General features: G+C 69.8%; 21 protein-coding genes. 16 read left to right on the top strand and 5 right to left on the bottom strand.

Annotation, left to right across the window (positions count from 1 at the left end):
• Positions 1–2: 2 nt before the first annotated feature.
• The 6 genes from ACGFJ2_RS28490 to lysS are packed head-to-tail and all read left to right on the top strand — an operon-like array spanning position 3 to position 6017.
• Positions 3–1577 carry a dipeptide ABC transporter ATP-binding protein gene (locus ACGFJ2_RS28490; protein WP_393473278.1) on the top strand — a complete coding sequence of 525 codons (1575 nt, stop codon included), beginning with the start codon at positions 3–5 and terminating at the stop codon, positions 1575–1577.
• Positions 1574–2557: a putative FMN-dependent luciferase-like monooxygenase gene (locus ACGFJ2_RS28485; protein ID WP_357957454.1), complete on the top strand. Its 984-nt coding sequence runs from the start codon at positions 1574–1576 to the stop codon at positions 2555–2557. The genes ACGFJ2_RS28490 and ACGFJ2_RS28485 overlap by 4 nt, the downstream gene beginning before the upstream one ends.
• Positions 2554–3150, top strand: coding sequence for a CMD domain protein (locus ACGFJ2_RS28480; RefSeq protein WP_357957455.1), 597 nt, complete (start codon positions 2554–2556; stop codon positions 3148–3150). Before ACGFJ2_RS28485 ends, ACGFJ2_RS28480 begins: the two co-directional genes overlap by 4 nt.
• Entirely contained in the window at positions 3147–3722 is a 576-nt protein-coding gene (locus ACGFJ2_RS28475; RefSeq protein WP_357957457.1) for an alkylhydroperoxidase domain protein, read from the top strand. Before ACGFJ2_RS28480 ends, ACGFJ2_RS28475 begins: the two co-directional genes overlap by 4 nt.
• The gene (locus ACGFJ2_RS28470) at positions 3719–4345 is read left to right on the top strand and encodes a VOC family protein (RefSeq protein ID WP_358180208.1); all 627 of its coding nucleotides are present in this window, start codon (positions 3719–3721) and stop codon (positions 4343–4345) included. Before ACGFJ2_RS28475 ends, ACGFJ2_RS28470 begins: the two co-directional genes overlap by 4 nt.
• A 49-nt stretch (positions 4346–4394) precedes the next feature.
• Complete coding sequence (gene lysS, locus ACGFJ2_RS28465) at positions 4395–6017, top strand: lysine--tRNA ligase (protein ID WP_393473273.1); 1623 nt, start codon at positions 4395–4397, stop codon at positions 6015–6017.
• A 296-nt stretch (positions 6018–6313) separates the two neighbouring features.
• Here lysS and ACGFJ2_RS28460 read toward each other — a convergent pair whose 3' ends face one another.
• Positions 6314–6805, bottom strand: a complete 492-nt coding sequence (locus ACGFJ2_RS28460) for an Lrp/AsnC family transcriptional regulator (protein WP_225300123.1) — start codon at positions 6803–6805, stop codon at positions 6314–6316.
• A 113-nt stretch (positions 6806–6918) separates the two neighbouring features.
• Here ACGFJ2_RS28460 and ACGFJ2_RS28455 point away from each other — a divergent pair, with 113 nt between their 5' ends.
• The 3 genes from ACGFJ2_RS28455 to ACGFJ2_RS28445 all read left to right on the top strand — a co-directional run bounded on the left by ACGFJ2_RS28455 (position 6919) and on the right by ACGFJ2_RS28445 (position 9218).
• A complete protein-coding gene (locus tag ACGFJ2_RS28455; RefSeq protein WP_357957463.1) occupies positions 6919–7383 on the top strand; it encodes a DUF2000 domain-containing protein in 465 nt (154 codons plus the stop codon).
• A 121-nt stretch (positions 7384–7504) separates the two neighbouring features.
• A complete protein-coding gene (locus ACGFJ2_RS28450) occupies positions 7505–8227 on the top strand; it encodes a glycosyltransferase family 2 protein (protein ID WP_393473268.1) in 723 nt (240 codons plus the stop codon).
• A 19-nt stretch (positions 8228–8246) separates the two neighbouring features.
• A complete protein-coding gene (locus ACGFJ2_RS28445; protein ID WP_357957466.1) occupies positions 8247–9218 on the top strand; it encodes a 2-dehydropantoate 2-reductase N-terminal domain-containing protein in 972 nt (323 codons plus the stop codon).
• On the opposite strand, the gene ACGFJ2_RS28440 is transcribed toward ACGFJ2_RS28445, so the two are convergent.
• Complete coding sequence (locus ACGFJ2_RS28440; RefSeq protein ID WP_357957468.1) at positions 9184–9711, bottom strand: DUF6886 family protein; 528 nt, start codon at positions 9709–9711, stop codon at positions 9184–9186. The two genes, ACGFJ2_RS28445 and ACGFJ2_RS28440, sit on opposite strands and share 35 nt — an antisense overlap.
• Before the next feature lie 106 nt (positions 9712–9817).
• Here ACGFJ2_RS28440 and ACGFJ2_RS28435 point away from each other — a divergent pair, with 106 nt between their 5' ends.
• Together ACGFJ2_RS28435 and ACGFJ2_RS28430 are read left to right on the top strand one after the other, a co-directional pair.
• On the top strand, positions 9818–10300 hold the full coding sequence (locus ACGFJ2_RS28435) for a hypothetical protein (RefSeq protein WP_393473263.1): 483 nt from the start codon (positions 9818–9820) through the stop codon (positions 10298–10300).
• A gap of 115 nt (positions 10301–10415) precedes the next feature.
• Positions 10416–12311 carry a nitrate- and nitrite sensing domain-containing protein gene (locus tag ACGFJ2_RS28430; protein WP_358180202.1) on the top strand — a complete coding sequence of 632 codons (1896 nt, stop codon included), beginning with the start codon at positions 10416–10418 and terminating at the stop codon, positions 12309–12311.
• Between the two features lie 8 nt (positions 12312–12319).
• Here ACGFJ2_RS28430 and ACGFJ2_RS28425 read toward each other — a convergent pair whose 3' ends face one another.
• Positions 12320–13069 (bottom strand): MBL fold metallo-hydrolase, encoded by a 750-nt coding sequence (locus ACGFJ2_RS28425; RefSeq protein ID WP_393473259.1) that lies wholly within the window; start codon positions 13067–13069, stop codon positions 12320–12322.
• 9 nt (positions 13070–13078) lie between these two features.
• Positions 13079–13222: a hypothetical protein gene (locus ACGFJ2_RS28420; protein WP_357653584.1), complete on the bottom strand. Its 144-nt coding sequence runs from the start codon at positions 13220–13222 to the stop codon at positions 13079–13081.
• Between the two features lie 381 nt (positions 13223–13603).
• On the opposite strand from ACGFJ2_RS28420, the gene rho reads away from it, so the two are divergent.
• From rho to ACGFJ2_RS28405, 3 genes are all read left to right on the top strand, one after another.
• Complete coding sequence (rho, locus tag ACGFJ2_RS28415) at positions 13604–14707, top strand: transcription termination factor Rho (protein WP_357957475.1); 1104 nt, start codon at positions 13604–13606, stop codon at positions 14705–14707.
• A gap of 43 nt (positions 14708–14750) precedes the next feature.
• Complete coding sequence (locus tag ACGFJ2_RS28410; protein WP_393473255.1) at positions 14751–15767, top strand: putative RNA methyltransferase; 1017 nt, start codon at positions 14751–14753, stop codon at positions 15765–15767.
• A gap of 141 nt (positions 15768–15908) precedes the next feature.
• The gene (locus ACGFJ2_RS28405) at positions 15909–17675 is read left to right on the top strand and encodes a prolyl oligopeptidase family serine peptidase (protein WP_358180193.1); all 1767 of its coding nucleotides are present in this window, start codon (positions 15909–15911) and stop codon (positions 17673–17675) included.
• A gap of 179 nt (positions 17676–17854) precedes the next feature.
• Here the strand turns inward: ACGFJ2_RS28405 and ACGFJ2_RS28400 are convergent, their stop codons facing one another.
• Entirely contained in the window at positions 17855–19399 is a 1545-nt protein-coding gene (locus ACGFJ2_RS28400; protein WP_357957480.1) for a GAF domain-containing SpoIIE family protein phosphatase, read from the bottom strand.
• Between the two features lie 120 nt (positions 19400–19519).
• Here ACGFJ2_RS28400 and ACGFJ2_RS28395 point away from each other — a divergent pair, with 120 nt between their 5' ends.
• Together ACGFJ2_RS28395 and ACGFJ2_RS28390 are read left to right on the top strand one after the other, a co-directional pair.
• Positions 19520–23695 (top strand): HAMP domain-containing protein, encoded by a 4176-nt coding sequence (locus ACGFJ2_RS28395; protein WP_357957481.1) that lies wholly within the window; start codon positions 19520–19522, stop codon positions 23693–23695.
• A 3-nt stretch (positions 23696–23698) separates the two neighbouring features.
• Positions 23699–24328, top strand: coding sequence for a response regulator (locus tag ACGFJ2_RS28390; protein ID WP_357957483.1), 630 nt, complete (start codon positions 23699–23701; stop codon positions 24326–24328).
• Positions 24329–24334: the final 6 nt, after the last annotated feature.

Here is a 24334-nt window from a genome sequence, read left to right as displayed (position 1 = left end):
CAATGAGCCTCCTGGACGTACGCGACCTCGCGGTCTCCTACGACGCCCGGCCGGCGGTCCAGGGGATCTCCTTCACGGTCGAGCCCGGCGAGGTGGTCGCGGTGGTCGGCGAGTCCGGCTCCGGCAAGACGACCACCGCCCACTCGATCATCGGCCTGCTGCCCCCTAACGCCACCCTCGACAGCGGCCAGATCTTGCTCGGCGACTCCGACCTGGCCACCTGGTCCACCCGCCGGATGGAATCGATCAGGGGCGCCCAGATCGGCCTGATCCCGCAGGACCCGTCCAACTCCCTGAACCCGGTCAAGACCGTCGGCGCCCAGATCGGCGAGGTCCTGCGCATCCACAAACGCGGCGACCGTCGTACGATCTCCCGCCGCGTCGTGGACCTGCTCACCCGCGTCGGCCTGCCGGACCCGGAGACGCGCGCCCGCCAATACCCGCACGAGCTGTCCGGCGGGATGCGTCAGCGGGTCCTCATCGCCATCGCCATCGCCCTGGAACCGCGGCTCGTCATCGCCGACGAGCCGACGAGCGCACTGGACGTCACGGTGCAGCGGCGCATCCTGGATCTCATCGACGACCTGCGCGCCGAGTTCGGTACGGCGGTGCTGCTGGTCACCCACGACCTGGGCATCGCCGCGAACCGCTCGGACCGCCTGATCGTCATGAAGGACGGCCGGATCGAGGAGCAGGGCCCGTCGAGCCAGGTCCTGTCAGTTCCGCAGGCCGCCTACACCGGGCAGCTGCTGCGCGACGCGCCCGCGCTGTCCGTGCGCGAGTTCCGCGCGGTAGAGGAGGCCACTGACGAAGAGCCCGCGATCGTGGTCCGCGACCTGGTCAAGGAGTTCCGCGTCGGGAGACGTCCGTTCCGCGCTGTCGACGGGGTGTCCTTCGAGGTACGCCCCGGCACCACGCACGCTCTCGTGGGCGAGTCCGGATCGGGCAAGACGACCACGGCCCGCATGGTCGTACGCTTCGCCGAGCCCACCTCCGGCACCGTCACGATCGCCGGAGCGGGAACGGTCGTCGGGGGGAGAGCGGGGCGCGACTTCCGGCGCCACGTGCAGCTCGTCTACCAGAACCCCTACGGCTCGCTCGACCCCCGGCAGTCCATCGCCGCGATCGTGGAGGAGCCGCTGCGCAACTTCCGGCTCGGGGACCGCGCCGCCCGCCGCCGCAGGGTGCGTGATCTGATGGAACGTGTGGCGCTCCCCGAGAGCCTGCTCGACCGCAGGCCACGCGAGCTGTCCGGCGGCCAGCGGCAGCGCGTGGCCATCGCCCGCGCGCTGGCCGTCGATCCGGGGGTCGTGGTGCTCGACGAGGCGGTCTCCGCGCTCGACGTGACCGTACAGGCGCAGATCCTGGACCTGCTCGAAGAGCTCCAGCGTGACCTGGGGCTGACTTATCTGTTCATCTCGCACGACCTCGCGGTGGTGCGCCAGATCTCACACACCGTTTCCGTCATGAACAAGGGACGCATAGTGGAATTCGGAACCACACAACGGGTCTTCACCGACCCACAGCACGACTACACCCGCGAACTCCTGGCCGCGATCCCGGAGCCGGTGCGATGAGGCTGGGATTCTTCAGCCGACTGCTCGACGAGGTGCCCGCTGACGAGCGCTACCGGCTGGCCGCCGAGCAGATCGGGCACGCGGAGTCCTTCGGGTTCGACACGGCGTGGGTGGCGCAGCACCACTTCGACGGCGCTGAGGGCGGACTGCCCGCGCCGCTGGTCTTCCTCGCGCACGTCGCCGCGCGTACCAGCCGGATCAGGCTCGGCACCGGCATCATCACGCTGCCGCTCGAACATCCGGTACGCGTTGCCGAGGACACCGCCGTACTCGATCTGCTGACCGGCGGCCGGCTCGAAGTGGGCGTCGGCAGCGGCGGCACGCCGTCGTCGTTCACCGCGTTCGGGAAGGAGAGCGCGCGGCGGGCGGCCGTCTACGCCGAGCATCTGGCGGTGCTCGTCGACGCCTGGTCGGGCCGCGACCTCGGCGGCGGCAACCGGCTCTATCCCGCGGCGCCGCGCCTGCTCGACGCCGTCTGGGAGGCGACGTTCTCGGTGAGCGGCGGCGCCAGGGCGGGGCGGGCGGGCAACGGGCTGATGCTGTCGCGTACCCAGCCACGCCCTGAGGAGCATCCCGAGGCGACGCTGGCGGAGATCCAGCGGCCCATCGTGGACGCCTACTACGAGAACCTGCCGGCGGGCACCGCGCCCCGGATCGTGGCGTCGCGGACCGCGTTCGTGGCCGACAGCCGGGCCGAGGCGCTGCGGTACGCCGAACGCGGGCTGAGCCGCGCCCGGCTGCCCTTCGAGACCTCCCGCGACCGCATCACCGCCTTCGACGTGCACGTGGGGACCCCGCAGGACGTCATCGACAGCCTCAAGGCCGACCCCACGCTCGACCGGGTCACCGACCTGGTCCTGCAGGTGCACTCGGTCGACCCACCGCACCCGCTGATCCTCCGCTCCATCGAACTGCTGGCGACCGAGGTCGCCCCCGCGTTCGGCTGGGCCCCGAACACCACGGAATTGAGCACCACATGATCGACGTGATCGACCACCTGGTGGGGATCGAGCCGGACTCCCCGCTCGATCGCCTGCGTGACCGGCGGCCGGACGCCCGCGAGCACGCCCAGCGCGGCTTCGACGCGCTGCTCACCCCTGACGTGCCCGGCGCGGTCTCGCTGGTCGAGCGGGACGCGGTGGCGGCCTTCGTGACTGGCCTGCACAGCGATCCCCGTACCGCCCGCTTCTACGCCGACCGGCTCGCCGAGCTGGCTCCCGAACTGCTCGGCGCGGTCCGGCTGGAGATCGAGGCCGGGAGTACGACCGGCCCCTACGGCGCCTACCCCGCCGACGGACCGCTCGCCGCCGAGAGCGACGAAGGGCTGCGCTACCGGGCCCGGCAGCCCGAAGCGCTCGGGGCGCGGCTCGCCGCCGCCTTCGAGCACGCGCACCTGCTGGTGTTCCGCCCGCGCGAGGCCGACCCCAAGGACCTGCGGGCGCTCGCGGACGCGGGCTGGAGCGACGCGGCCATCGTGACGCTCTCGCAGCTCGTGGCCTTCCTCAGCTTCCAGATCCGGGTGGTCGCGGGCCTGCGGCTGCTCGGCGCCGCCCAGAAGGAGACCACCGCATGACCGGCTTCACCACCGACCAACTGGGCTGGAAGCCGTGGCTGGCGCCGCTGGCCGAACACGAGCTGACCGAGGCCCACCGAGAGGCCCTGGTAGACGCGTCCCGGGCCGCATCCCCGTACTTCAGGCTGCTCGCCCGCGACCCGGAGATCCTGCACGCACGGACCAAGACCGACAACGACATCTTCTACAACACCAAGGGCGGCCTGCCGCGCCCGGAGCGCGAGCTGGCCGCCACCGCCACCTCGCGCCGCAACGGGTGCGTCTTCTGCGCCTCTGTGCACGCGCGGTTCGCGGCGCACTACTCCAAACGGCCCGACGACGTACGACGGCTGCTCGACGAGGGCGTGGCGGCGCCGCAGGACGGGCGGTGGCGGGCCGTCATCGACGCCTCGGTGGCGCTGGCGGCCACGCCGTCCGAGTTCGGCGCCGAGCACATCGAGGCGCTACGCGCGGCCGGGCTGGACGATCTGGCGATCAGCGACACGATTCACGCGGCGGCCTTCTTCAACTGGGCGAACCGGCTCATGCTCTCGCTAGGAGAGCCCACCAGCGACCGGAAGGCAGACCAGTGACCGATCCGCACCTCGACCACCTCGTCTACGCCGTACCCGACCTCCTGCTCGGCGTCGCCGACTTCGCCGCGCGCACCGGAGTCACCCCGGCGGCCGGAGGCCGTCACCCCGGCGGCACCGCCAACTACCTGGTCTCCTTCGGCGATACCTCCTACCTGGAGATCATCGGGCCAGACCCGGAGGCCGAGGACGGCCTCCAGCGCTCCGTCTTCGACCTGGAGACCCTGTCCGAGCCACAGCTCATCACCTGGGCCGTACACCCGACCGACCTCGACAAGTCCGTACGGCAGGCCCGCGAGCACGGCTACGACCCCGGCGACGTCGAGCCGCTGTCCCGGCGCACCCCCGACGGCACCCTGCTGGAGTGGCGGCTCACCAGGCGGGACGATTCCGCGCCGGTCAGGCCGGTGCCGTTCCTCATCGACTGGGGCGGCACCACCCACCCCGCGGCGTCGGGACTGCCCCGGCTGGGCCTGGCCGCCTTCAGCGCCGTACACCCGGAGCCCTCCGCGCTCCGCCGCGACCTGACCGCGCTGGGCGTCGAGCTGGACATCGCCGAGGGCCCGGAGATCGCGTTGCGGGCGGTGCTGGACACCCCTCTCGGCCAGGTGACCTTGGCCTGAACCGCCCATTTCGTTGGCTTGATCGCGGGCTAGCCGCAAGAATGGCGCGATGGCTGACACTACGGAGACCGACTGGGTCTCCAGGTTCGCGGATGAGGTGATCTCCGAGGCGGAGCGTCGCGCCCCGGGGAAACCGATCGTCTGCGCCTCCGGATTGAGCCCGTCCGGGCCGATCCACCTGGGTAACCTGCGGGAGGTCACGACTCCGCACCTGGTCGCCGACGAGATCCGCCGCCGCGGCCTCGACTGCGTGCACCTGCTGTCGTGGGACGACTACGACCGCTTCCGCAGGGTGCCCGCGGGCATCGACCCGTCCTGGGCCGACCACATCGGCAAGCCCTTGACCTCGGTGCCCGCCCCGCCGGGCAGCCCGTACGCGAACTGGGCCGAGCACTTCAAAGCGCCGATGATCGAGGCGCTGGCCGGCCTCGGCATCACCTACACCGGCATCAGCCAGACCGAGCAATACTCCGCCGGCACCTACCGCGAGCAGATCCTGCTCGCCATGCGCGAGCGGGAACGGATCAACGCGGTCCTGGCCCGCTACCGCACCAAGGAGACGGCCCGCACCGAGGCGGTGGATTACTACCCCTACAGGCCCTATTGCGAGCTGTGCGAGCGGGATCTCACGACGGTCACCGCCTATGACGACGACAGCACCGAGCTGGCGTACGTGTGCGAGTGCGGGTTCGGGGAGACCGTTCGCCTGGCCGAACACGACCGCGGCAAGCTGGTGTGGAAGGTCGACTGGCCGATGCGGTGGGCGTACGAGGGCGTGGTGTTCGAGCCCTCGGGCGTCGACCATCACTCCCCCGGCTCGGCCTGGGTGGTCGGCGGGCAGATCGTGGGCGAGGTGTTCGGCGGCGAGCGGCCGATCGGCCCGATGTACGCCTTCGTCGGCATCACCGGCATGGCCAAGATGAGCAGCTCCAAGGGTGGCGTGCCGACTCCGTCCGACGCGCTGGAGATCATGGAGGCGCCGGTGCTGCGCTGGCTGTACGCGCGGCGCAAGCCCTCCCAGTCCTTCAAGATCGCCTTCGACCAGGAGATCCAGCGGCTCTACGACGAGTGGGACAGCCTCGGCCGCAAGGTCGCCACCGACGCGGCCCAACCCGCCGAGCTGGCCGCCTACGAGCGGGCCGTACGCACGGCCGAGGGCCCGCTGGCCGCCACGCCGCGGCCGGTGCCGTACCGGACGTTGGCCTCCGTCGTCGACATCACCACGGGCGACGACGACCAGACGCTACGGATCCTGCGCGACGTCGACGGCGAGCTCACCTCGCTCGACGAGGCCCGGCCCCGGCTCGACCGCGCGCAGCGCTGGGTCGACACCCAGGTGCCCGCCGACCAGCGCACCCGCGTGCGCGAGTCGCCCGACGCCGAGTTGCTCGCCGCGCTCGACGAGGACGAGCGTGACTCGCTGCGGCTGCTGGTCGACGGGCTCGACGAGCACTGGTCACTCGACGGGCTGACCACGCTGGTCTACGGCGTGCCGAAGGTACGAGCCGGGCTGGCGCCCGACGCCAAGGCCACGCCCGAGCTGAAGACGGCGCAGCGCGCCTTCTTCGCCCTGCTGTACCGGCTCCTGGTCAACCGCGACACCGGCCCGCGCCTCCCCACCCTCCTCCTGGCCGTCGGCGCCGACCAGGTCCGGAAGCTGGTCGGCGCTTGAGCCGGCTCCGCCCGCGTTACCGGCTCGCCGCCGCCGCGACCGATCTCTACTTCCGTGGTGCTTGGCGCTGACCTGGAGCTGTTGGCCGGGCTGATCCGAAGCCGTCCGCTACATGTGGTCGTGCTGGCCCCTGACGCCCGCCGAGACGGTCGACGAGATCCTCGCCAGGGCCGCGGAGGCCGTCGTCCACGTGGAGCCCGCCGCCTGACCGACGCGGTCGCACAGTCGCCATCAGACGGTCGCCGTCGTGCGGTCGCCGCCTGGCGGACGCCGTCAGACAGTGGCTCATCGGACGGTCACTTGCGGCCGGTTCGGGGTGGGCTGGGGCGTTCAGGCGGCAGGACCTCGACCGAGGTCTTGCGGATGTGGTCGTAGACCAGCGACGTACGCACGTCGGCGATGTTGCGGTGCCGTGAGACGTGGTCGAGCACGAAGTCACGCAGGTGGCCCGTGTCGCGCACGGCCACTTGGATGATGAAGTCGTCGCCGCCCGACACCACGAAGATCGCCAGTGTCTCGGGCAGCGTGGCCACGTAGTCGCGGAACCCCTCGACCGACTCTCGAATCTTGGGGTGCAGCCGTACGTGGATGAGCGCCTGCACCGGACGGCCGATGGCGGCCAGGTTGACCTCGGCGTGGAAGCCTTCGATCACCCCGTTGCCGCGCAGCGACCGCACCCGTTCGAGGCAGGTCGAGGGCGCGATGCCGATCCGCTCGGCGAGCTCGCGGTTGGTCTGGCGGCCGTCGCGCTGCAACTCGACGACGATGGCCGTATCAAGTTCGTCCACGCCCGCATCCTGCCACGAATCTCCGAACTTTCTTCGGAATCCGCCACCCCGACTTGTCGATCCAGCAGCGAAAAGTGCAATCTCCCCTCATAAGTTCGGAGAAGGAGAGATGGATGACCGTGCTCGCCGACTGGATCGACCGCCTCGACCACCGTAGCGACCTGCCCACCCGGGAGCTCCCGGTGAAGTGGGTGATGGTGATGGACCGCGACCTGCCCCGCGGCCTCCAGGCGAACGCCGCCGCCTGCCTCGCCGCCTCCGTGGGCCGTACGGTGCCCGCGATCCTCGGCCCGGGCGGCACCGACGCCGGCGGTCACGCGCATGCCGGACTGCCGTGGATCGGCTGCACGGTGCTGGCCGCGCCCGCCGCGATCGTCAGCCGGGTGCGGGCCGACGCCGCCGCCGAGCCCGACCTGGTCGTCACCGACATGGCGGCCATCGCCCAGCGGACGAACGTCTACGACGACTACCTGGCCGAACTCGCTCGCACCGAGGACCCGCCCTACTACGCGGTCAGCCTGCTCGGCCCGCGCGCCGCGGTGGAGCGCCACACCGGGCGGCTTCCTTTGCTCCGCTAAATATCCGGCTGCCTCAGTTGGGCTGAAACCCGGGACTATATAAGCGGACATATACATATAACCGCAATCGATGCAAGAAGCTGTCAAGCGGCTTGCATGCGGGCCAGCGCACCTTCGGGGCATGAACAAGCCCTTCGCCGTGAGCGTCACTGTAGTCGTTCCTGCGATGAACGAGGCAGGCAATCTCCCTCACGTCTTCGCGACGCTGCCCACCTGGATCGACGAAGTAGTCCTCGTCGACGGCAACTCGACCGACAACACGGTAGCCGTGGCCCGGCGGCTCCGGCCCGACCTGCGCGTGGTGGCGCAGTCGGGACGCGGCAAGGGCAACGCCCTCATTGAGGGATTCGCGGCGGCACGTGGCGACATCATCGTCATGATCGACGCCGATGGGTCGACCGACGGTGGAGAGATTTTCTCCTTCGTCAGCACCCTGGTTCAAGGCGCCGATTTCGCCAAGGGCTCCAGGTACGCCCCTGGCGGTGGCTCCGACGACATCAGCCCGCTGCGCTCACTCGGCAACAAGGTCCTCACGGGCCTGACGAACCTGCTGTACGGCACCCACTACACGGACCTGTGCTACGGCTACAACGCGTTCTGGGCCCACCACCTGGACGCGATGGCACTGGACTGCGACGGTTTCGAGATCGAGACGCTGATGAACGTCCGAGCCGCCCAGGCCGGACTCCGCATCAGCGAGGTGCCCAGCCACGAGCACTCCCGCATCCACGGCGAGAGCAACCTGCACGCCGTACGCGATGGCTGGCGCGTACTCAAGACGATCCTCCGGGAGCGCACCAGAGGGGCGATGGCTCCGCACGCCCAGGTGGCGCTCGCCGAGTGAACGGTGCCATTCTCGGACGATGCGCTACATAGTCATCGGAGCAGGAGCAGTTGGCGGCACTATCGGGGCACGGTTGTTCCAGGGCGGGCACGAGGTCGTGCTGGTCGCGCGCGGCGCCCACTATGAGGCGCTGAAGAGCGGCGGGCTGCGCCTGATCACGCCCGACTCCACCGAGACCCTGGACGTGCCCGTGGCCGACGGCCCTGTGCCGACGCGCGACGACGACGTGCTGATCGTGGCGACCAAGTCGCAGGACACGATCAGCGCGCTCGACCCGTGGCCCAGGCACCTGCCGGTGGTGTGCGCCCAGAACGGCGTCGACAACGAGCGGACCGTCCTGCGGAGGTTCGAGAAGGTTTACGGCATGTGCGTGTGGCTGCCCGCCTCACACCTGGAGCCCGGAACGGTCGCGGCCTTCGGCCACCCGTACTCGGGCATGCTGCATGTCGGACGTTATCCACAGGGTGTGGATGAAATCTCCCGGCAGCTCGTCACCGACCTCAACAAGAGCGGCATGTACGGGCTCGACGCACCAGACGTCATGCGCTGGAAGTACGCTAAGTTGCTCGGCAACCTGAACAACGCCGTCGACGCGGTCTGCCGGAGCGGTTCCGGCGGCGAGGCGCTGACCGAGCAGGCCAGGGCCGAGGGCATGGCCGTGCTGGAGGAGGCGGGCATCCCCTACGCCACGCCGAGCGAGCAGGCGGAGGTCCGCGGCAACAAGGTGGACAACCGGCCGATCGAGGGCATCGAACGCGGCGGGGGATCCTCCTGGCAGAGCCTGGCCAGGTCCAGCGGCTCGATCGAGGCCGACTACCTCAACGGCGAGATCGTGCTGCTCGGCCGCGAGTACGGGATCCCGACCCCGGCCAACGAGGTGCTCCAGCGCGAGGCCAACCGCCACGCGCGCGAGAAGCTGCCGCCCGGCTCGATGTCGGCCGCCGAACTGGCCGCGCTCATCGACGAGCGTTCCGCAGCCGTATCCCGCTGAAGCCCAGCGTGCTGGCCGTCACCTCGTTCCAGAACGGCCAGAGGTTGTCCAGCACGCGCAGCTGGATCCCGGCCTCCTCGTGCAGGTCCAAGAGATCCGGCACCGGCTCAGCCGGGCCGAGCGGCTTCACCGGCACCTCGGCCACGAGCGCGTGCCCATCGTCGCCGATGGCGCGGAAAGGGCCGGCGGGCAGCCGGTAGGCGTAAAGGCCGACGTCCATGAGCGCCTTGAGCCAGCCGTACTCGATGGCGTGCACCCGGTCGCCGCAGCCCGCGCCGATGATCCGGTCGGCGTCTGCCTCGCTGGTGCCGGCCGTTTTCCAGGCCATCGCCCGCGGGCAGGCCCGCGGGAACCAGTAGTCGGGACAGCGCTCGTAGCCGACCGCCCAGACGTACGGCTCGCGCAGGGCGGAGGTCGGCGCCACGTGCGGCACGAACAGCTCGATCGTCGGGTCCTCGGAGAAGTGCAGCACTTGGCCGGGCTCAGGTCTCATGATCTCCATGATGACCGGGAACCCCGGCCGGATCGGCGATCGCGGGGCATAGTCCGCCCGAGCCGGGGCAGTAGGGACTCGCTCTGACGACAGGGAGTGAGCTGAAATGATCTTGCTGGGTCTACTCCTGGTCCTGCTCGCCGGTGGCGCCATCGCCTTGGTGGCCGCCGAGGAGACCTCCAGGTACATTCTGTTCGGCTACACGTTCGAATTCAATTCGTTCGGCATGTTCATCGCCGGTGCCGTGACCACGGCCGTGCTGCTGCTGGGCATCGCGATGATCAGCTCCGGTTCCCGCCGGTCGGCCAAGCGTCGCCGCCAGAAGCGCGTGGCGAGCGCCGAGGCCTCCAGCCGGGTGGCCCGGCTCGAAGAGGAGAAGCGCGAGCTGGAGCGGAAGCTGCAGCACGAGCACGCCGCCACGCGCGAGCCTGAGCACGCGCGTGAGCCGGACATGCGCGAGACGCAGAACCTGCGCGTCCCCGAGCAGGTGCGCGCGCCTGAGCACGCACGCCGGGCCGAGCCTGTGCACGAGTCCGAGTCGACCGACCGGCTCGTGGCCGGTGGCGCCGAGAACACCAGGCGGCGGTAGCCCTGAGCGCGGCAGGCGCGGGGGCGTCAGGGCCCTCGCGCCGAGCCGTCGCCAGAAATCCCGGCAAAAGGGGGTGTACTCTGCGAGGCGATCTCATCATGCCTCCGGAGGTCGCATGCCCCCCACGCGTGGCCGTCCCATCGCCATCAAGCTCCTCATCCTGCTGATCGTCCCGCTCACGTCATTGGTCGGCCTGTGGGCCTTCGCGGCGACACTGACCGGCGGCGACGGCCTGCGCCTGCTGGAGATCAACGATCTGGTGACGAACCTGGCCGACCCGTCCGAGCAGATCAACGTCGAGCTCCAGAACGAGCGGCTGGCCTCCGTCGAGTTCCTGACGACCAAGCGCGGCACCACCCAGCTGGCCAGGCAACGCGCCCGGACGGACAAGGCCGTCGCGGACTTCCGCAAGCTGGCCGGCGACCAGCAGGCCATCTCGTCCGGGATGGCCGTGCAGCTCAGAGCCCTGTACGACCGGCTCGACGCGCTACCCGCGATCCGCCGCCAGGTCGACGGCGGGAACCCCGCCCCGCTCGACGTGATCGACGGCTACAGCCAGATCGCCGACGCCTCCTTCCGCATGTACGACGCGATGATCCTCATGCCGGACATGACGCTCTACCGGCAGGCCCGCGCCGTCACCATGCTGGGCGAGGCCAAGGACCTGCTGTCGAGAGAGCGGGCGATCATCGCCGTAGTCCTGGACAGGGGCAAGGCGACCACCCTTGAGCGCCGTGAGTTCACCGGCATGGTCGCCACCAGGCGCCTGCTCTACACCCAGGCGCTGTCCCACCTCGACTCCGAGCTGCGCGGGCCGTACGAGCAGCTGGTCTCCTCGCCCGCCTACCGCGAGTTCATGCGCGCGGAGGACGCCATCATGGGCCAGGCCACCACGAACGGCCTGCCCGCCACGGCGGCCACCTGGCCCGTCGACGCGAGCAACCTGTGGACGGCCGTCGATCGCAACCAACGCCAGGCCGTACGGGAGATCACGCAGCGCGTCACGCCCGCTGCCGTCAACGTGCTGATCAAGATCGGCGTTGCGGGCGGCGTCGGCCTGCTCGCGGTCCTCGCCTCCATCCTGCTGTCGCTCCGCTTCCGCGGTCGCCTGGTACGCGAGCTCGCCGGGCTCCGCGACGCCGCCACCGAGCTGGCTGAGGTACGCCTGGTGGCGCTGGTCAAGCGGCTGCGTACGAACGTCGGCGCGCCGACGCCCGACGAGCTGCCGCCGCTGGAGGTGAAGACCGACACCAGCGAGGTGCTGGACATCGTGCAGGCGTTCAACAACGTGCAGGCCACGGCCGTGACAGCGGCGCTGAGCCAGGCCAGGCTGCGTCACGGCGTCAGCCAGGTCTTCGTCAACCTGGCCCGGCGCAACCAGACGCTGCTCCACCGCCAGTTGCTGCAGCTCGACAGCATGGAACGCGGGGCGGAGGAGCCCGAGACGCTCGGCGACCTGTTCAAGCTCGACCACCTCACGACCCGTATGCGCAGGCACGCGGAGAGCCTCATCATCCTGTCCGACCAGGCGCCCGGCCGGGGCTGGCGCAACCCGGTGCCGATCCACGACGTGCTGCGCGCGGCCGTGGCCGAGGTCGAGGAGTATCCGCGGGTCGAGGTGCTGCAGCCGCCGCCCGTCTCCCTGGTCGGCTCGGCGGTCACCGACGTCGCCCACCTGATGGCCGAGCTGATCGAGAACGCCACGCTCTTCTCGCCGCCGCAGACCCGGGTGGACCTGCGGACCACGATCACCCCGCATGGAGTGACCGTCGAGGTCGAGGACCGCGGTCTCGGCCTGACCAGGGTCGAGCTCGACGAGCTCAACACGCGGCTGGCCGAGATGCCGGAGTTCGACCTGGCGCAGAGTGACCAGCTGGGGCTGTTCGTGGTGGCCAGGTTGGCGGCCAGGAACGGGATCAAGGTCACGCTCGACGTCTCGCCGTACGGGGGGCTCACCGCGCTCGTCAGCCTCCCCGCCGACCTGCTGGCCGACCAGCCCGTACCGGCCTGAGGACCCTCCTACGGGGAGCTGAGGTCCAGGAACGGGTCGCTGAAGTGGGCGGTGGCCAGCACCGCGCGCTCGGCCCGCAGCGCGCCGAGCACCTCGGCGCGGGTGGCGGCGGCCGCCGCCGGGTCGTCGTCGTAGACGTAACGGACGCTCGGATCGGCCAGCTGCGCCGGGTGCAGCACCAGGTCGCCGGTCATCGCCAGCTCGCCCAGCCGGACGATCTGGTGGCCTGGGGTGTGCCCCGGGGTGAGCTGGACGCGTACGCCCGGCGCGACCTGGGAATCGCCGTCGACCACCTGCAGCTGGCCCTTGATGGGAGTGACGATCTGGTCGAGCATCGCGCCGTGGGCCGCGTCGACCTCGGCCTGCTGGAGAACATACCTGGCGTTCTCGAACAGCGGCCGGCCGTCCGCGACCGCGCCACTGGCGTGGTCGCTGTGCAGGTGCGTGAGGATCACGGTGCCGACGTCGGCCGGTTCGACCCCGGCGGCGGCCAGCTCACCGGGCAGTGTCCCCGGCACCGGCGCCCAAGTCGACGCCGGTGAGTCCGCGGCGCCGATGCCGGTGTCGACCAGGGTGACCCGGCCCGCCCGGTCACGTAGCAGGTAACAGTGGAAGTGCAGGATCCACGGCTCGTCCGCGAGCCCTCCCCCCGGAAACATCTCGGTGAGCGGGCGGCGGATCGCCGGGCCCATGGGACCCACGGCGTCGCAGAGAGGCGTCACTTCGACGCCGGAGATCGTGCGCGGCTTGTGTGGCATTCGCCCAGATTAGGCGGCCACGCGCTGGCGCGGAACGTACTCGTTCTCGACGTCGGCGGCGTAGACGGCGCGGCTGCAGTGGGCGCACCGATAGATGATCGGGCCCTCGTCGAGCTCGTTGTGACACCGCGGGCAACGGGTGCTGGTCTTCATCGTGATCCCCCAAGGAGTTCGTGGTTCTATGAAAGCCTCATCGGATTGCAGCGGCCCTGCATCTCACTTGACAGGTTGCCGGTGCGTTGATGGGCGATCTGTGTCGTCGTGCACACCTGCTGCGGGTAATTCGCAGCACTCCGGCACCGAGGAGAACATTGTTACGCCGCGCCCCCGGCGGCGAGGCGGAAGAGCCGAGAACCCCCCGGGAATAGCCCAAGCGGGCTAGGTGTTGTATGGGCCGGAACGTGTGATACGTTGCCAGCGGCGTTGAGCTTCCAGCTCCGCCACTTCCCCCATAGCCCGCCCGGTGTTCCTGGGCCCGGCTCATTCTTCACACTCGCCGGCTTTCTTCGGCGGTGCCCTCGAGGAGGGTTCATCATGTCTGTTCAAACCATTCCCAAACCGCGCTCCGGTGCGCCCATTCGGCAGGTCAGTGGCCTGCTCGACGTACGGGAGAAGGGCGCCTTCATCCGCGCGGGACACCTGCCCGGCCCCGATGACGTCCGCGTGCCGCCCGACCGGGTCAAGCAGCTCGGCCTGCGCCCCGGCGACCACGTCGTCGCCACCGTCGCGGGCGGCAAACCGGTCGAGGTCGAGTCCGTCAACGGCACCGCCGACTGGCGGTACCGCCCGCACTTCGCGGACCTGATCCCGATCCATCCCACCGAACGCCTGCGCATCGAGACCGAGTCGCTCAGCACCCGCGTCATCGACCTGTTCGCGCCCATCGGCAAGGGCCAGCGCGGGCTCATCGTGGCCCCGCCCAAGGCCGGCAAGACCATGGTCATGCAGGCGCTCGCGGCGGCCATCGCGCGCAATCACCCGGAGACGCACCTCATGGTCGTGCTCGTCGGCGAGCGGCCGGAAGAGGTCACGGAGATGCGCGCCTCCATCCAGGGCGAGGTCTTCTACTCGACCTTCGACCACCCCGACCGCGACCACACCGCCGTCGCCGAGCTGGCCATCGAACGCGCCAAGCGCCTCGTGGAGAACGGCGAGGACGTCGTGGTACTGCTCGACTCGCTGACGCGGCTCGGGCGCGCGTACAACAACCTGGCCCCCGGCGGGGGCCGCGTGCTCACCGGCGGCATCGACGCCACCGCGCTGTACCCGCCGAAGCGCTTCTTCGGCTCCGCGCGCAACGTGGAGGGCGGCGGCTCCCTGACCATCCTGGCCACCGTGCTGGTGGACACGGGGTCGCGCATGGACAACAGCCTGTACGAGGAGTTCAAGGGCACCGGGAACATGGAGGTGCACCTGGCCCGCGACCTGGCCGAACGACGCCTCTTCCCCGCGGTCGACCTGGGCATCTCCGGCACCCGCCGAGAGGAGATCCTGCTGCCGGCCGGCGAGCGGCAGGTGGTCTGGAAGCTGCGCCGGATGCTCGGCGCGCTCGATCGGCAGCAGGGGCTGGAGCTGCTGGTCGGCAAGCTCCGCGAGACGCCCTCCAACGCGGCCTTCCTGCTTGAGGCCGGCGCCTGACCCCCTGGCGCGTCAGGTCCCCCCGGGCCATGACAATGGGCGCATGCTTGCTGACATCATCAAATACCTGGCCTGCCCCGTCTGCGCCCGTGAGATGTGGTCGGCGGGTGACACGCTCCGCTGCGCCGAAGGCCATACGTACGACGTGGCCAAGCAGGGCTATGTGAGCCTCCTGGTCGGCTCGCGGACGCCGGGAACGGCTGACAGCGCGGCAATGGTGGCGGCGCGGGCCGAGTTCCTGGGAACCGGACACTACGCTCCGCTCGCCGACGCGCTCGCCGAGAGTGTGCGGTTGAGGATATTCGGCGCCAATGGCCGGGAAGACGATGCTTTCCGTAGGGATAGGTTCTCGGCACTGCCGGACGCGGCGGCCGAGAAGGCGTACCGTAGTGCCGCAGTGGCTCGTGGAGCAGGGACGGCGCGGCAGGACGCCGATCACGCGCCGGAGCCCGTGATCGTTGATGCCGGAGCCGGGACCGGTTACTACCTGGCGACGGTGCTGAGAGCGGTGGACCGTGGCATCGGGATGGCATTCGACGTTTCCAAGCACGCCGTGCGGCGTGCCGCTCGGTCACATCCGAGGGCCGGCGCCTTCGTGGCCGACGTGTGGCGGCCGTTGCCCATCAGGGACGGGGTGGCCGACGTGGTGATCGACGTGTTCGCGCCGCGGAACGGTCCCGAGTTCCGGCGCATTCTGCGGCCTGGCGGCGCGGTGGTCGTCGTGACCCCCGCTCAGGCGCATCTGAGCCCGCTCGTCGAGGAGCTGGGGCTGCTCTCCGTCGATGAGGAGAAGGAGCGGCGGCTGGCCAGGAGCCTGGAAGGCTTCGAGGAGACCGAGCGGCGGACGGTCGAGTTCGATCTGGAGCTGGGTCCCGACGAGGTCGCCGGTGTGGTGGGGATGGGACCGAGCGCGTGGCACACTGAGGCGGCCGAGCTGGCGGAGCGGATTTCGAACTATCTGTCACGGGATGCCGTAAAAAAGCGGGAAAAAGTGGCGGCCAAGGCCGCGTTCCACCTGTCTATCTTCGAGGCCCCGCCGCGATCAAGGGCTGTTCCTTGACGGACATCTGGGACTCGTGTTAATGATGGGGCATTTAGTCCGAAATTCCCCTACATTCCCGGAGTATTTCCGCGAGACAAGCGCAATACTGGACGGCAACCCACGCCCGGAGGCGGGGCGAGAGGGAGGGGGGCGCGCCGGATGAAGGCCGAGGAACGCTGGCAGGCCAGGTTCCGAGCGTCGCGCATGACGTTGCCCTCCTGGGCACGGCTGGCCCCGAACCGCTCGATCTATCGCTCCAACGCCACCGGCACCTGGGAGGTCTACGCCTGGGACCGTGCCAGCGGCGCCAACCGCCAGGTGACCGACCGGCCCAAGGGCACGGCCCACGCCGCGATCGACCCCACCGGCCAGTGGATCTACTGGTTCGCCGACACCGAGGGCGATGAGTTCGGCACGTGGTGGCGCCAGCCGTTCACCGGCGGCCCCGACGAGCCGGTCGCTCCCGACCTGGAGCCCGGCCAGCCGGGCGGTATCGCCCTGTCCATGGCGGGCCACGCGGCGATCAGCCTCGCCAGCGAGGGCTCGTTCAGGATCCATCTGGTACGGCCCGGCGAACCGTCTCGCCTGCTGTACGAGCACGCCGAGGCGGCCTGGGTCGCCGACATGTCCCTCGACGGCTCACTTATCGCGATAAATCATGCCGAGTATGGCGACTTCCGTCATCCGGCGCTCCGCGTCGTACGCCCGAACGGCGACGTCGTCGGCGAGCTCTACGACGGCCCCGACAAGGGCGTGATCGGCCTCAAGTTCGCCCCGGTGCCGGGCGACCGCCGCATGCTCGCCCTGCACGAGCGCCGTCAGCGTCAGGCGCCCCTGGTCTGGGACCCGGCGACCGACGAGCAGCGCGAGATCTGGATGAAGGACTCCGGCGAGCTGACCGCCAGCTGGTACGACGACGGCCGCGGCCTGCTGATCCTCCGCGACAACCGCGCCCGCAGCTATCTGCACCGCTACGACCTCGCGGGCGGCGGGCTGACCCTGCTCGAGACGCCCCACGGCGTGATCGACGCCGCGGCCCCGCGCCCCGGCGGCAACGTCGAATACTCCTGGTCCAGCGCCTCCCGGCCACCGGTGATCCGCTCCAGCAACGGCCAGGTCGTGCTCAACTCCAGCGGCCCCTCGGCACCGCCGAGCGTGCCCGTCGAGGACCTCGACGTGCCCGGCCCCGGCGGCAGGATCCACGCGCTGGTCTCCCGTCCCGAGTCCGGCGCCGCGCCGTTCCCGACCGTCTTCCTGCTGCACGGCGGCCCGACGACGCACGACCGCGACGCCTTCTCCCCCGAGGTCGCGGCCTGGGTGGACGCCGGCTTCGCGGTGGTGCGGGTCAACTACCGCGGTTCGACCGGCTACGGCTCGGCCTGGCGCGACGCGCTCCACAGCGACATCGGCCACATCGAGCTGGCCGACGTCGCCGCCGTACGCGAGCACGTCGTGGAGCGCGGCATCGCCGACCCCGCCAGAATGCTGCTGACGGGCACCGCCTGGGGCGGCTACCTCACGCTACTCGGCCTCGGCACCCAGCCCGAGCTGTGGACGGCCGGCATCGCGGCGGTGCCGATCGCCTGCCACGAGACCTCCTACGAGGACGAGGCAGAGAGCCTGCGCGCCTACCACCGCGCGCTGCTGGGCGGCTCGCCCGACGAGCAGCCCGAGCGCTATGCGGCCAGCTCTCCGATCACGTACGTGGACCGGGTGGAGAGTCCGGTGCTGATCCTGGCCGGCGAGAACGACAGCCGCTGCCCGCTGCGGCAGATCGAGAAGTATGTGGCGAAACTTGCTGAGCACGGGCGGGAGCATGAGGTTTACGCCTACGACGCCATCCGTGGCTCGCTGGTCATGTCCGAACGGATCGCACAAATCGCGCTACAGCTTGAATTCGCCCGCAAGCATGTAAATCCACACTGATAATCGACAATTCGCCGAGTCGGCAGTCAGCCGAAAAGACCCACGAGGGTCGGTGGCGCGCCCATCAGGTCACTGGGTGGGTCCCTTGGGTCAGCGGCGCGCCCATATCAGCGGGCGCGCCCATCAGGGTCAGCGGGCGTGAAGGACGTCGAGGTCAGCGGGCGCGGAGGACCTCGGGGTCAGCGGGCGCGGAGGACCACGATCGCGAGGTCGTCCGCGCTCGGCTCCGTGGCGAAGTCGGCCGCCCCTCGGCGGATCCGCTCGGCCACCGCGCGGGCCGACAGCCCGGCGCACTCGGCGAGCAGCTTGGCCAGCCCGCCGTCGTCGTCGAGCAGCCGCCCGCCCGAGCGCCGCTCCGTCACCCCGTCGGTCACCGCCAGCAGCACGTCGCCGTGGTCGAGATGCAGCGTGTCGGCCTCGAACACCACCTCGTGGAAGACCCCGAGCAGCGACTGCGGGGTCGTCACCGTCTCGACCACGCCGCTCGGCTTGAGGCGCAGCGCCTCGGGATGGCCGGCGGACACCAGGCGTACCTCAAGACCGGTCGGCACCGGCGTGATGTCGCCGTGCAGCAGCGTGAGGAACCTGGCCCGCTCGCCCTCCTCCAAGATCGCCTGGTTGAGCCGGCCGAGCACCGCCGCCACCCCGTAGCCCTCGCGGGCGAGCAGGCGCAGGGTGTGGCGGGCCAGGCCGGTCACGGCGGCGGCCTCCGGGCCGGTGCCGCACACGTCGCCGATCGCGAACCGCCAGGAGTCGTCGCCGGCCTTGAACAGGTCGTAGAAGTCGCCTCCGACCTCGTTGGCCTCGCCGGCGGGCTCGTACACGACGCCGTAGTCGAGGCCGGGCACCTCGGGCTCGTTCGGCGGGAGCAGGCTGCGCTGGAGCGCCCGGTTGGCCGCGGCCTGCTGGGCGTAGACGCGGGCGTTGTCGGTGGCCAGCGCGGCCCGCCTGGCGATGTCCTCGGCGAACTGGATGACCTCGTCGGGGAAGCGGTCGGGCCGGCCCAGGCACATCATGCCCAGGCCCCGGCCGCGCGCGGTCAGCGGGACCGCGAGCACCTGCGAGTCGGCCAGGTGGACGGTGGAGGTGACGTGGGCGTCGGCGATCATCGCGTCCATGTCGCCCAGTTGCTCGCGCAGCCCGTCGATCCTGGCCTCGTCGGCGTGCCAGAGGTAGACCAGCCGCAGCGGTCCGACAGCGGTGTCAGAGGTGTAGACGGCGCACCAGCTCGCCAGTCGCGGCACCACGATCTGGGCGATGATGGCGGGCACCATGTCGGGGTCGAGAGTGCCCGCGAGGAGGTCACTCGCGTCAGCCAGGAACCCCAGCCAATGCGGCCCTCTGGCGCTCTCCTCCAGCCATTCGGATGCCACTCTGTCCGTTGAGCCGGGTAGCGTGAGTCTTGCCCAATGGACACGAGAATCACCTGCGAAGGTGATTCCCCACTCCTCCACCCCCACAGACGGAGCCTTCGGGTCGCCCTGCGAGGTGCTCCGCTGTCTCAACTCGACCTGCACGGCGTCACCAAAATGCTTCCAGATGACTTCGAACGGCTCGTCCACCACCTGTTGTGCCAGGTCACCCGCGACCTGCTCGGCCAGATGCAGCACGCTGCCGACTGCCCACGCGGTCATCACCTCACGGGTGAACCTCATCGCAGCCGTCACGGCGGTGTCGCCGGGCGCGAACGTAGCGGCCAGCACCGCATGGGGAGTAGCAGTCATCGCATCGTGCCTACCACACTTCCTGCTGACTTGGGGTAAATCCAAGGACGCGACTATGAGCTACTCATCGTGACAGACTTGACTCACTCGCGGTGGCACCCCGGGAGTGAAGGAGGCCCCATGACAACGGCCAAGGCCGCATTGAGCTCTGAGGAGAGGACTTACACCGAGTCGGACCTCGTCCCGATCCTGGAGACCCTCTTCTCCTGGCGCGACGGCGACTTCCGCCGCCGGGTCCCGCATGCCCCGGCCGGCATCCTCAGTGAAGTGCGGTTGCTGCTCAACGAAGTGGCCGATCGTCGCGAACATCTCGCCAACGAGCTGGTGCGCGTACGCAAGGAAGTTGTCAAGGAGGGCCGCTTCGGCGAGCGGCTGACACCGGGGCCGGGAGTCGGCGCCTGGGCGGAGAGCGTCGAGTCGGTCAACATGTTGATCGACGCCCTGGTGAGCCCGGTGAGCGGTGCCGCCGACGTGATCGACGCGGTGGCCAAGGGCGACCTGTCGCGGCGGATCGACCTCGACCGCTCGGCCCGCGGCGAGGTGCGCCGCCTGGGCAAGGCGATCAATGGCATGGTCGACCAGCTCGCGCTGTTCAACTCCGAGGTCACGCGGGTGGCCAGGGAGGCCGGCACCGAGGGCCGGCTGGGTGGCGGTGCCAACCTGCGCGGCATGTCCGGCAGCTGGCGCGACCTCACCGAGGCCGTCAACACGATGTCCTCCCGGGTGGCCGCGCAGGTGCGTGACATCGCGGTCGTGACCACCGCCGTGGCCAAGGGCGACCTGAGCCGCAAGGTGACGGTCGACGCCGTGGGCGAGATGTTCGAGCTCAAGAACACCGTCAACACGATGGTGGACCAGCTTTCCGGCTTCGCCGAGGAGGTCACCCGAGTCGCCCGCGAGGTCGGCACACAGGGCCAGCTCGGCGGCCAGGCCCGGGTGTCGGGCGTGTCGGGCGTCTGGAAGGACCTCACCGACAACGTCAACTTCATGGCCAACAACCTCACCAGCCAAGTACGCAGCATCGCGACCGTGGCCACGGCGGTGGCCCAGGGCAACCTGTCGAAGAAGATCACCGTCGACGCGGAGGGCGAGATCCTCCAGCTCAAGGACACCCTCAACACGATGGTCGACCAGCTGTCGTCCTTCGCCGACGAGGTGACCCGCGTGGCGCGCGAGGTCGGCACCGAGGGCAAGCTGGGCGGGCGGGCCGAGGTGAAGGGCGTGTCGGGCGTCTGGAAGGACCTCACCGACAACGTCAACTCCATGGCGTACAACCTGACCTATCAGGTACGCAACATCGCCCAGGTGACGACGGCCGTGGCCAACGGCGACCTCACCCGCAAGATCGACGTGGACGCCCAGGGCGAGATCCTGGAGCTCAAGTCGACCATGAACACGATGGTCGAGCAGCTGTCGTCGTTCGCCTCCGAGGTGACCCGAGTCGCCCGCGAGGTGGGCACCGAGGGGCAGCTGGGCGGCCAGGCACAGGTACGCGGCGTCTCCGGGGTCTGGAAGGACCTCACGGAGAACGTCAACTCCATGGCCAACAACCTGACCTCCCAGGTGCGCCAGATCGCGGCGGTCTCCTCCGCGGTGGCCCAGGGCGACCTGTCGAAGAAGATCACCGTCGACGCGCAGGGCGAGATCCTCCAGCTCAAGGACACCCTCAACACGATGGTCGACCAGCTGTCGTCCTTCGCCGACGAGGTGACCCGAGTCGCCCGCGAGGTCGGCACACAGGGTCAGCTCGGCGGCCAGGCCCGGGTGCAGGGCGTGTCGGGTGTCTGGAAGGACCTCACCGACAACGTCAACTTCATGGCCAACAACCTGACCTACCAGGTACGCAACATCGCCGAGGTGACCACCGCGGTCGCCAACGGCGACCTCACCCGCAAGATCGACGTGGACGCCCAGGGCGAGATCCTGGCGCTCAAGACCACCATCAACCGGATGGTCGACCAGCTGTCGTCGTTCGCCTCCGAGGTGACCCGAGTCGCCCGCGAGGTGGGCTCGGAAGGCCAGCTCGGCGGCCAGGCGCGGGTCGAGGGCGTGGAAGGCACCTGGAAGCGGCTCACCGAGAGCGTCAACGAACTGGCCGGCAACCTCACCACGCAGGTACGCGCGATCGCCACCGTGACCAGCGCCGTGGCCAGAGGCGACCTGACCCGTTCGATCGCCGTCGAGGCGCAGGGCGAGCTGGCGGAGCTCAAGGACAACATCAACTCGATGGTGGCCAACCTCCGCGAGACCACCCAGGCCAACCAGGAACAAGACTGGCTCAAGTCCAACCTGGCCCGCATCTCCCGGCTCATGCAGGGCCACCGTGACCTGTTCGAGGTGGCCAAGCTGACGATGAGCGAGCTGACGCCGCTGGTGTCGGCCCGCTATGGCGCCTTCTACGGCGTCGATCCCGAGGGCGAGCACGAGCTGCTGCTGATCGGCGGCTACGGCGTACGCCCAGACCGTGGCCCGCGCCAGCGCTTCGCGGTCGGCGAGGGCATCGTCGGCCAGGCCGCGGCCCAGGGCCGGCACATCGTCCTCGACGACGTGCCGCCGCGGTTCATCACCATCGACAGCGGCCTCAGCCAGTCGACGCCCGCGCAGATCGTCGTACTCCCGATCCTGTTCGAGAACCGCGTCCTGGGCGTGCTGGAGCTGGCCTCCTTCACCCCGTTCGGCGAGGTGCACCTCGACTTCCTGACCCAGCTCGTCGAGACCATCGGCGTCACGATGAACACCATCATCGCCAACTCGCGCACCGAAGACCTGCTGACGGAGTCGCAGCGGCTCACCCGCGAGCTGCAGGAGCGCTCCGACGAGCTGCAGCGCCAGCAGGAGGAGCTGCGCAGGTCCAACGCCGAGCTGGAGGACAAGGCGGCGCTGCTGGCCAAGCAGAACCGCGCCATCGAGATCCAGAACTTCCAGATCGAGCAGGCCCGCCGCACGCTGGAGGAACGCGCCGAGCAGCTGGCCGTGTCCTCACGCTACAAGTCCGAGTTCCTCGCGAACATGTCCCACGAGCTGCGCACGCCGCTCAACAGCCTGCTCGTGCTGGCCAAGCTGCTGACCGAGAACGCCGAGGGCAACCTGACCTCGCAGCAGGTCGAGTTCGCCAGGACGATCCACGGCGCGGGCTCCGCGCTGCTCCAGCTGATCAACGACATGCTCGACCTGTCCAAGGTCGAGGCCGGCCGGATGGACATCCATCCGATCCAGGTGTCGCTGCCGAAGATGGTCGACCTCCTGGAGGCGGCGTTCGCGCCGCTGGCCCAGGACAAGGGGCTGGCGTTCGCCGTCGAGGTGGACTGCGACGTGCCGCAGGAGCTGCGCGCCGACGAGCAGCGCCTGCAGCAGGTGCTGCGCAACCTGCTGTCCAACGCGGTGAAGTTCACCCCGAAGGGCGAGGTCAAGCTGCGGGTCACGCCGGTGCCGGCGGGGGTCCAGTTCGACGACGACACCCTGCACGGCGCCCACGACCTGCTGGCCTTCCAGGTGATCGACACCGGCATCGGCATCGCGCCCGACAAGCGTGAGGTCATCTTCGAGGCGTTCAGGCAGGCCGACGGCACCACCAGCCGCAAGTACGGCGGCACCGGGCTGGGTCTGTCGATCTGCCGCAAGATCGCCAGGCTGCTCGGCGGTGAGATCCACGTCGACAGCGAGCTGGGCAAGGGGAGCACGTTCACCCTTTACCTGCCGGCGTCCTACACCGGCCCGCTGGCCGAGACCGACACCGACGCCGTGGTCGAGCGCAGGCAGCTGCTCGCCGTGCCGGTCGAGGAGACCGCGGCCGCGCTGCACGAGCCGCCCATGCCGCTCGACCTGCCGCTGCCCGAGCTGATCGAGCCACCCGCCGAGACCACCCAGTGGCACGGCGACGACCCGCTCAACGGCGCGAAGATCCTCATCGTCGACGACGACATCCGCAATGTGTTCGCTCTGACCAGCGTCCTCGAACGGCATGGCTCCACGGTCGTCTACGCTGAAAACGGCCGGGAAGGAATCGAACAGCTCGAACGGAACGAGGACGTCGCTCTCGTGCTGATGGACATCATGATGCCGGAGATGGACGGCTGGGCCACGACCTCGGCCATCAGGCGCATGCCTCAGTTCGCCGATCTCCCGATCATCGCGTTGACCGCCAAGGTCATGCGGGGCGATCGTGAGAAGAGCATCGCCTCGGGCGCGTCCGACTACGTACCCAAGCCCGTCGACGTCGACCGGCTGCTCGAACGGCTGCGCGGTTGGCTCGGCCGGGGGCGGTCGAGCGGCGAGTCCACTGCCGAAGGGGCGTGATCCATGCCGGATCGTGCCAAGATCCTCCTGGTCGACGACCGCGAGGAGAACTTGATCGCCCTCGAAGCGATCCTGAGCTCGCTCGACCTGGTGCCCGTACGCGCCAGGTCCGGCGAGGAGGCGCTCAAGGCGCTGCTCAACACGGAGTTCGCGCTGATCCTGCTCGACGTGCGGATGCCGGGCATGGACGGGTTCGAGACGGCCGCCCACATCAAGCGGCGGGAGCGGACCCGCAACATCCCGATCATCTTTCTCACGGTGGTCGACAGCGCGCCCGACTACGCCTTCCGCGGCTACGCGGCGGGCGCCGTCGACTACCTGACCAAGCCGTTCGACCCGTGGGTGCTGCGGGCCAAGGTGTCGGTGTTCACCGAGCTGTACAACATGAACAAACGGCTGGCCGAGCAGGCGTCGATGCTGCGCGAGCGGCTGAGCGGCGAACTGCCGCCGGGCGCGGGTGACCAGGCGGCGATCCTGCCCGAGCTGTCGCGGCGGCTGACGGCGGTGGAGGACGAGCTGGGCAGGGTGCGGGAGCTGGCCAACAAGTCGCACGACCCGACGCTGTCCGTCCCGCTCGCCGACCTCGCCGACCGACTCGCCCACCTGCGCTCCGGCTTCGACGCCCTGTCGTAGGCCGCC

This window comes from Nonomuraea sp. NPDC049028, from assembly GCF_043197735.1.
GTDB lineage: Bacteria > Actinomycetota > Actinomycetes > Streptosporangiales > Streptosporangiaceae > Nonomuraea.
Note: the sequence above shows the minus strand (reverse complement) of the source record. Positions and strands in the feature narration are given on the sequence as shown.

Bases quoted from the DNA above. Each gene is read 5' to 3' on its own strand.
- ACGFJ2_RS28490 (WP_393473278.1), top strand. From the start codon at position 3: ATGAGCCTCCTGGACGTACGCGACCTCGCGGTCTCCTACGACGCCCGG.
- ACGFJ2_RS28485 (WP_357957454.1), top strand. From the start codon at position 1,574: ATGAGGCTGGGATTCTTCAGCCGACTGCTCGACGAGGTGCCCGCTGAC.
- ACGFJ2_RS28480 (WP_357957455.1), top strand. From the start codon at position 2,554: ATGATCGACGTGATCGACCACCTGGTGGGGATCGAGCCGGACTCCCCG.
- ACGFJ2_RS28475 (WP_357957457.1), top strand. From the start codon at position 3,147: ATGACCGGCTTCACCACCGACCAACTGGGCTGGAAGCCGTGGCTGGCG.
- lysS (WP_393473273.1), top strand. From the start codon at position 4,395: ATGGCTGACACTACGGAGACCGACTGGGTCTCCAGGTTCGCGGATGAG.
- ACGFJ2_RS28455 (WP_357957463.1), top strand. From the start codon at position 6,919: ATGACCGTGCTCGCCGACTGGATCGACCGCCTCGACCACCGTAGCGAC.
- ACGFJ2_RS28450 (WP_393473268.1), top strand. From the start codon at position 7,505: ATGAACAAGCCCTTCGCCGTGAGCGTCACTGTAGTCGTTCCTGCGATG.
- ACGFJ2_RS28445 (WP_357957466.1), top strand. From the start codon at position 8,247: ATGCGCTACATAGTCATCGGAGCAGGAGCAGTTGGCGGCACTATCGGG.
- ACGFJ2_RS28440 (WP_357957468.1), bottom strand. From the start codon at position 9,711: ATGAGACCTGAGCCCGGCCAAGTGCTGCACTTCTCCGAGGACCCGACG.
- ACGFJ2_RS28435 (WP_393473263.1), top strand. From the start codon at position 9,818: ATGATCTTGCTGGGTCTACTCCTGGTCCTGCTCGCCGGTGGCGCCATC.
- ACGFJ2_RS28430 (WP_358180202.1), top strand. From the start codon at position 10,416: ATGCCCCCCACGCGTGGCCGTCCCATCGCCATCAAGCTCCTCATCCTG.
- ACGFJ2_RS28425 (WP_393473259.1), bottom strand. From the start codon at position 13,069: ATGCCACACAAGCCGCGCACGATCTCCGGCGTCGAAGTGACGCCTCTC.
- ACGFJ2_RS28420 (WP_357653584.1), bottom strand. From the start codon at position 13,222: ATGAAGACCAGCACCCGTTGCCCGCGGTGTCACAACGAGCTCGACGAG.
- rho (WP_357957475.1), top strand. From the start codon at position 13,604: ATGTCTGTTCAAACCATTCCCAAACCGCGCTCCGGTGCGCCCATTCGG.
- ACGFJ2_RS28410 (WP_393473255.1), top strand. From the start codon at position 14,751: ATGCTTGCTGACATCATCAAATACCTGGCCTGCCCCGTCTGCGCCCGT.
- ACGFJ2_RS28405 (WP_358180193.1), top strand. From the start codon at position 15,909: ATGAAGGCCGAGGAACGCTGGCAGGCCAGGTTCCGAGCGTCGCGCATG.
- ACGFJ2_RS28400 (WP_357957480.1), bottom strand. From the start codon at position 19,399: ATGACTGCTACTCCCCATGCGGTGCTGGCCGCTACGTTCGCGCCCGGC.
- ACGFJ2_RS28395 (WP_357957481.1), top strand. From the start codon at position 19,520: ATGACAACGGCCAAGGCCGCATTGAGCTCTGAGGAGAGGACTTACACC.
- ACGFJ2_RS28390 (WP_357957483.1), top strand. From the start codon at position 23,699: ATGCCGGATCGTGCCAAGATCCTCCTGGTCGACGACCGCGAGGAGAAC.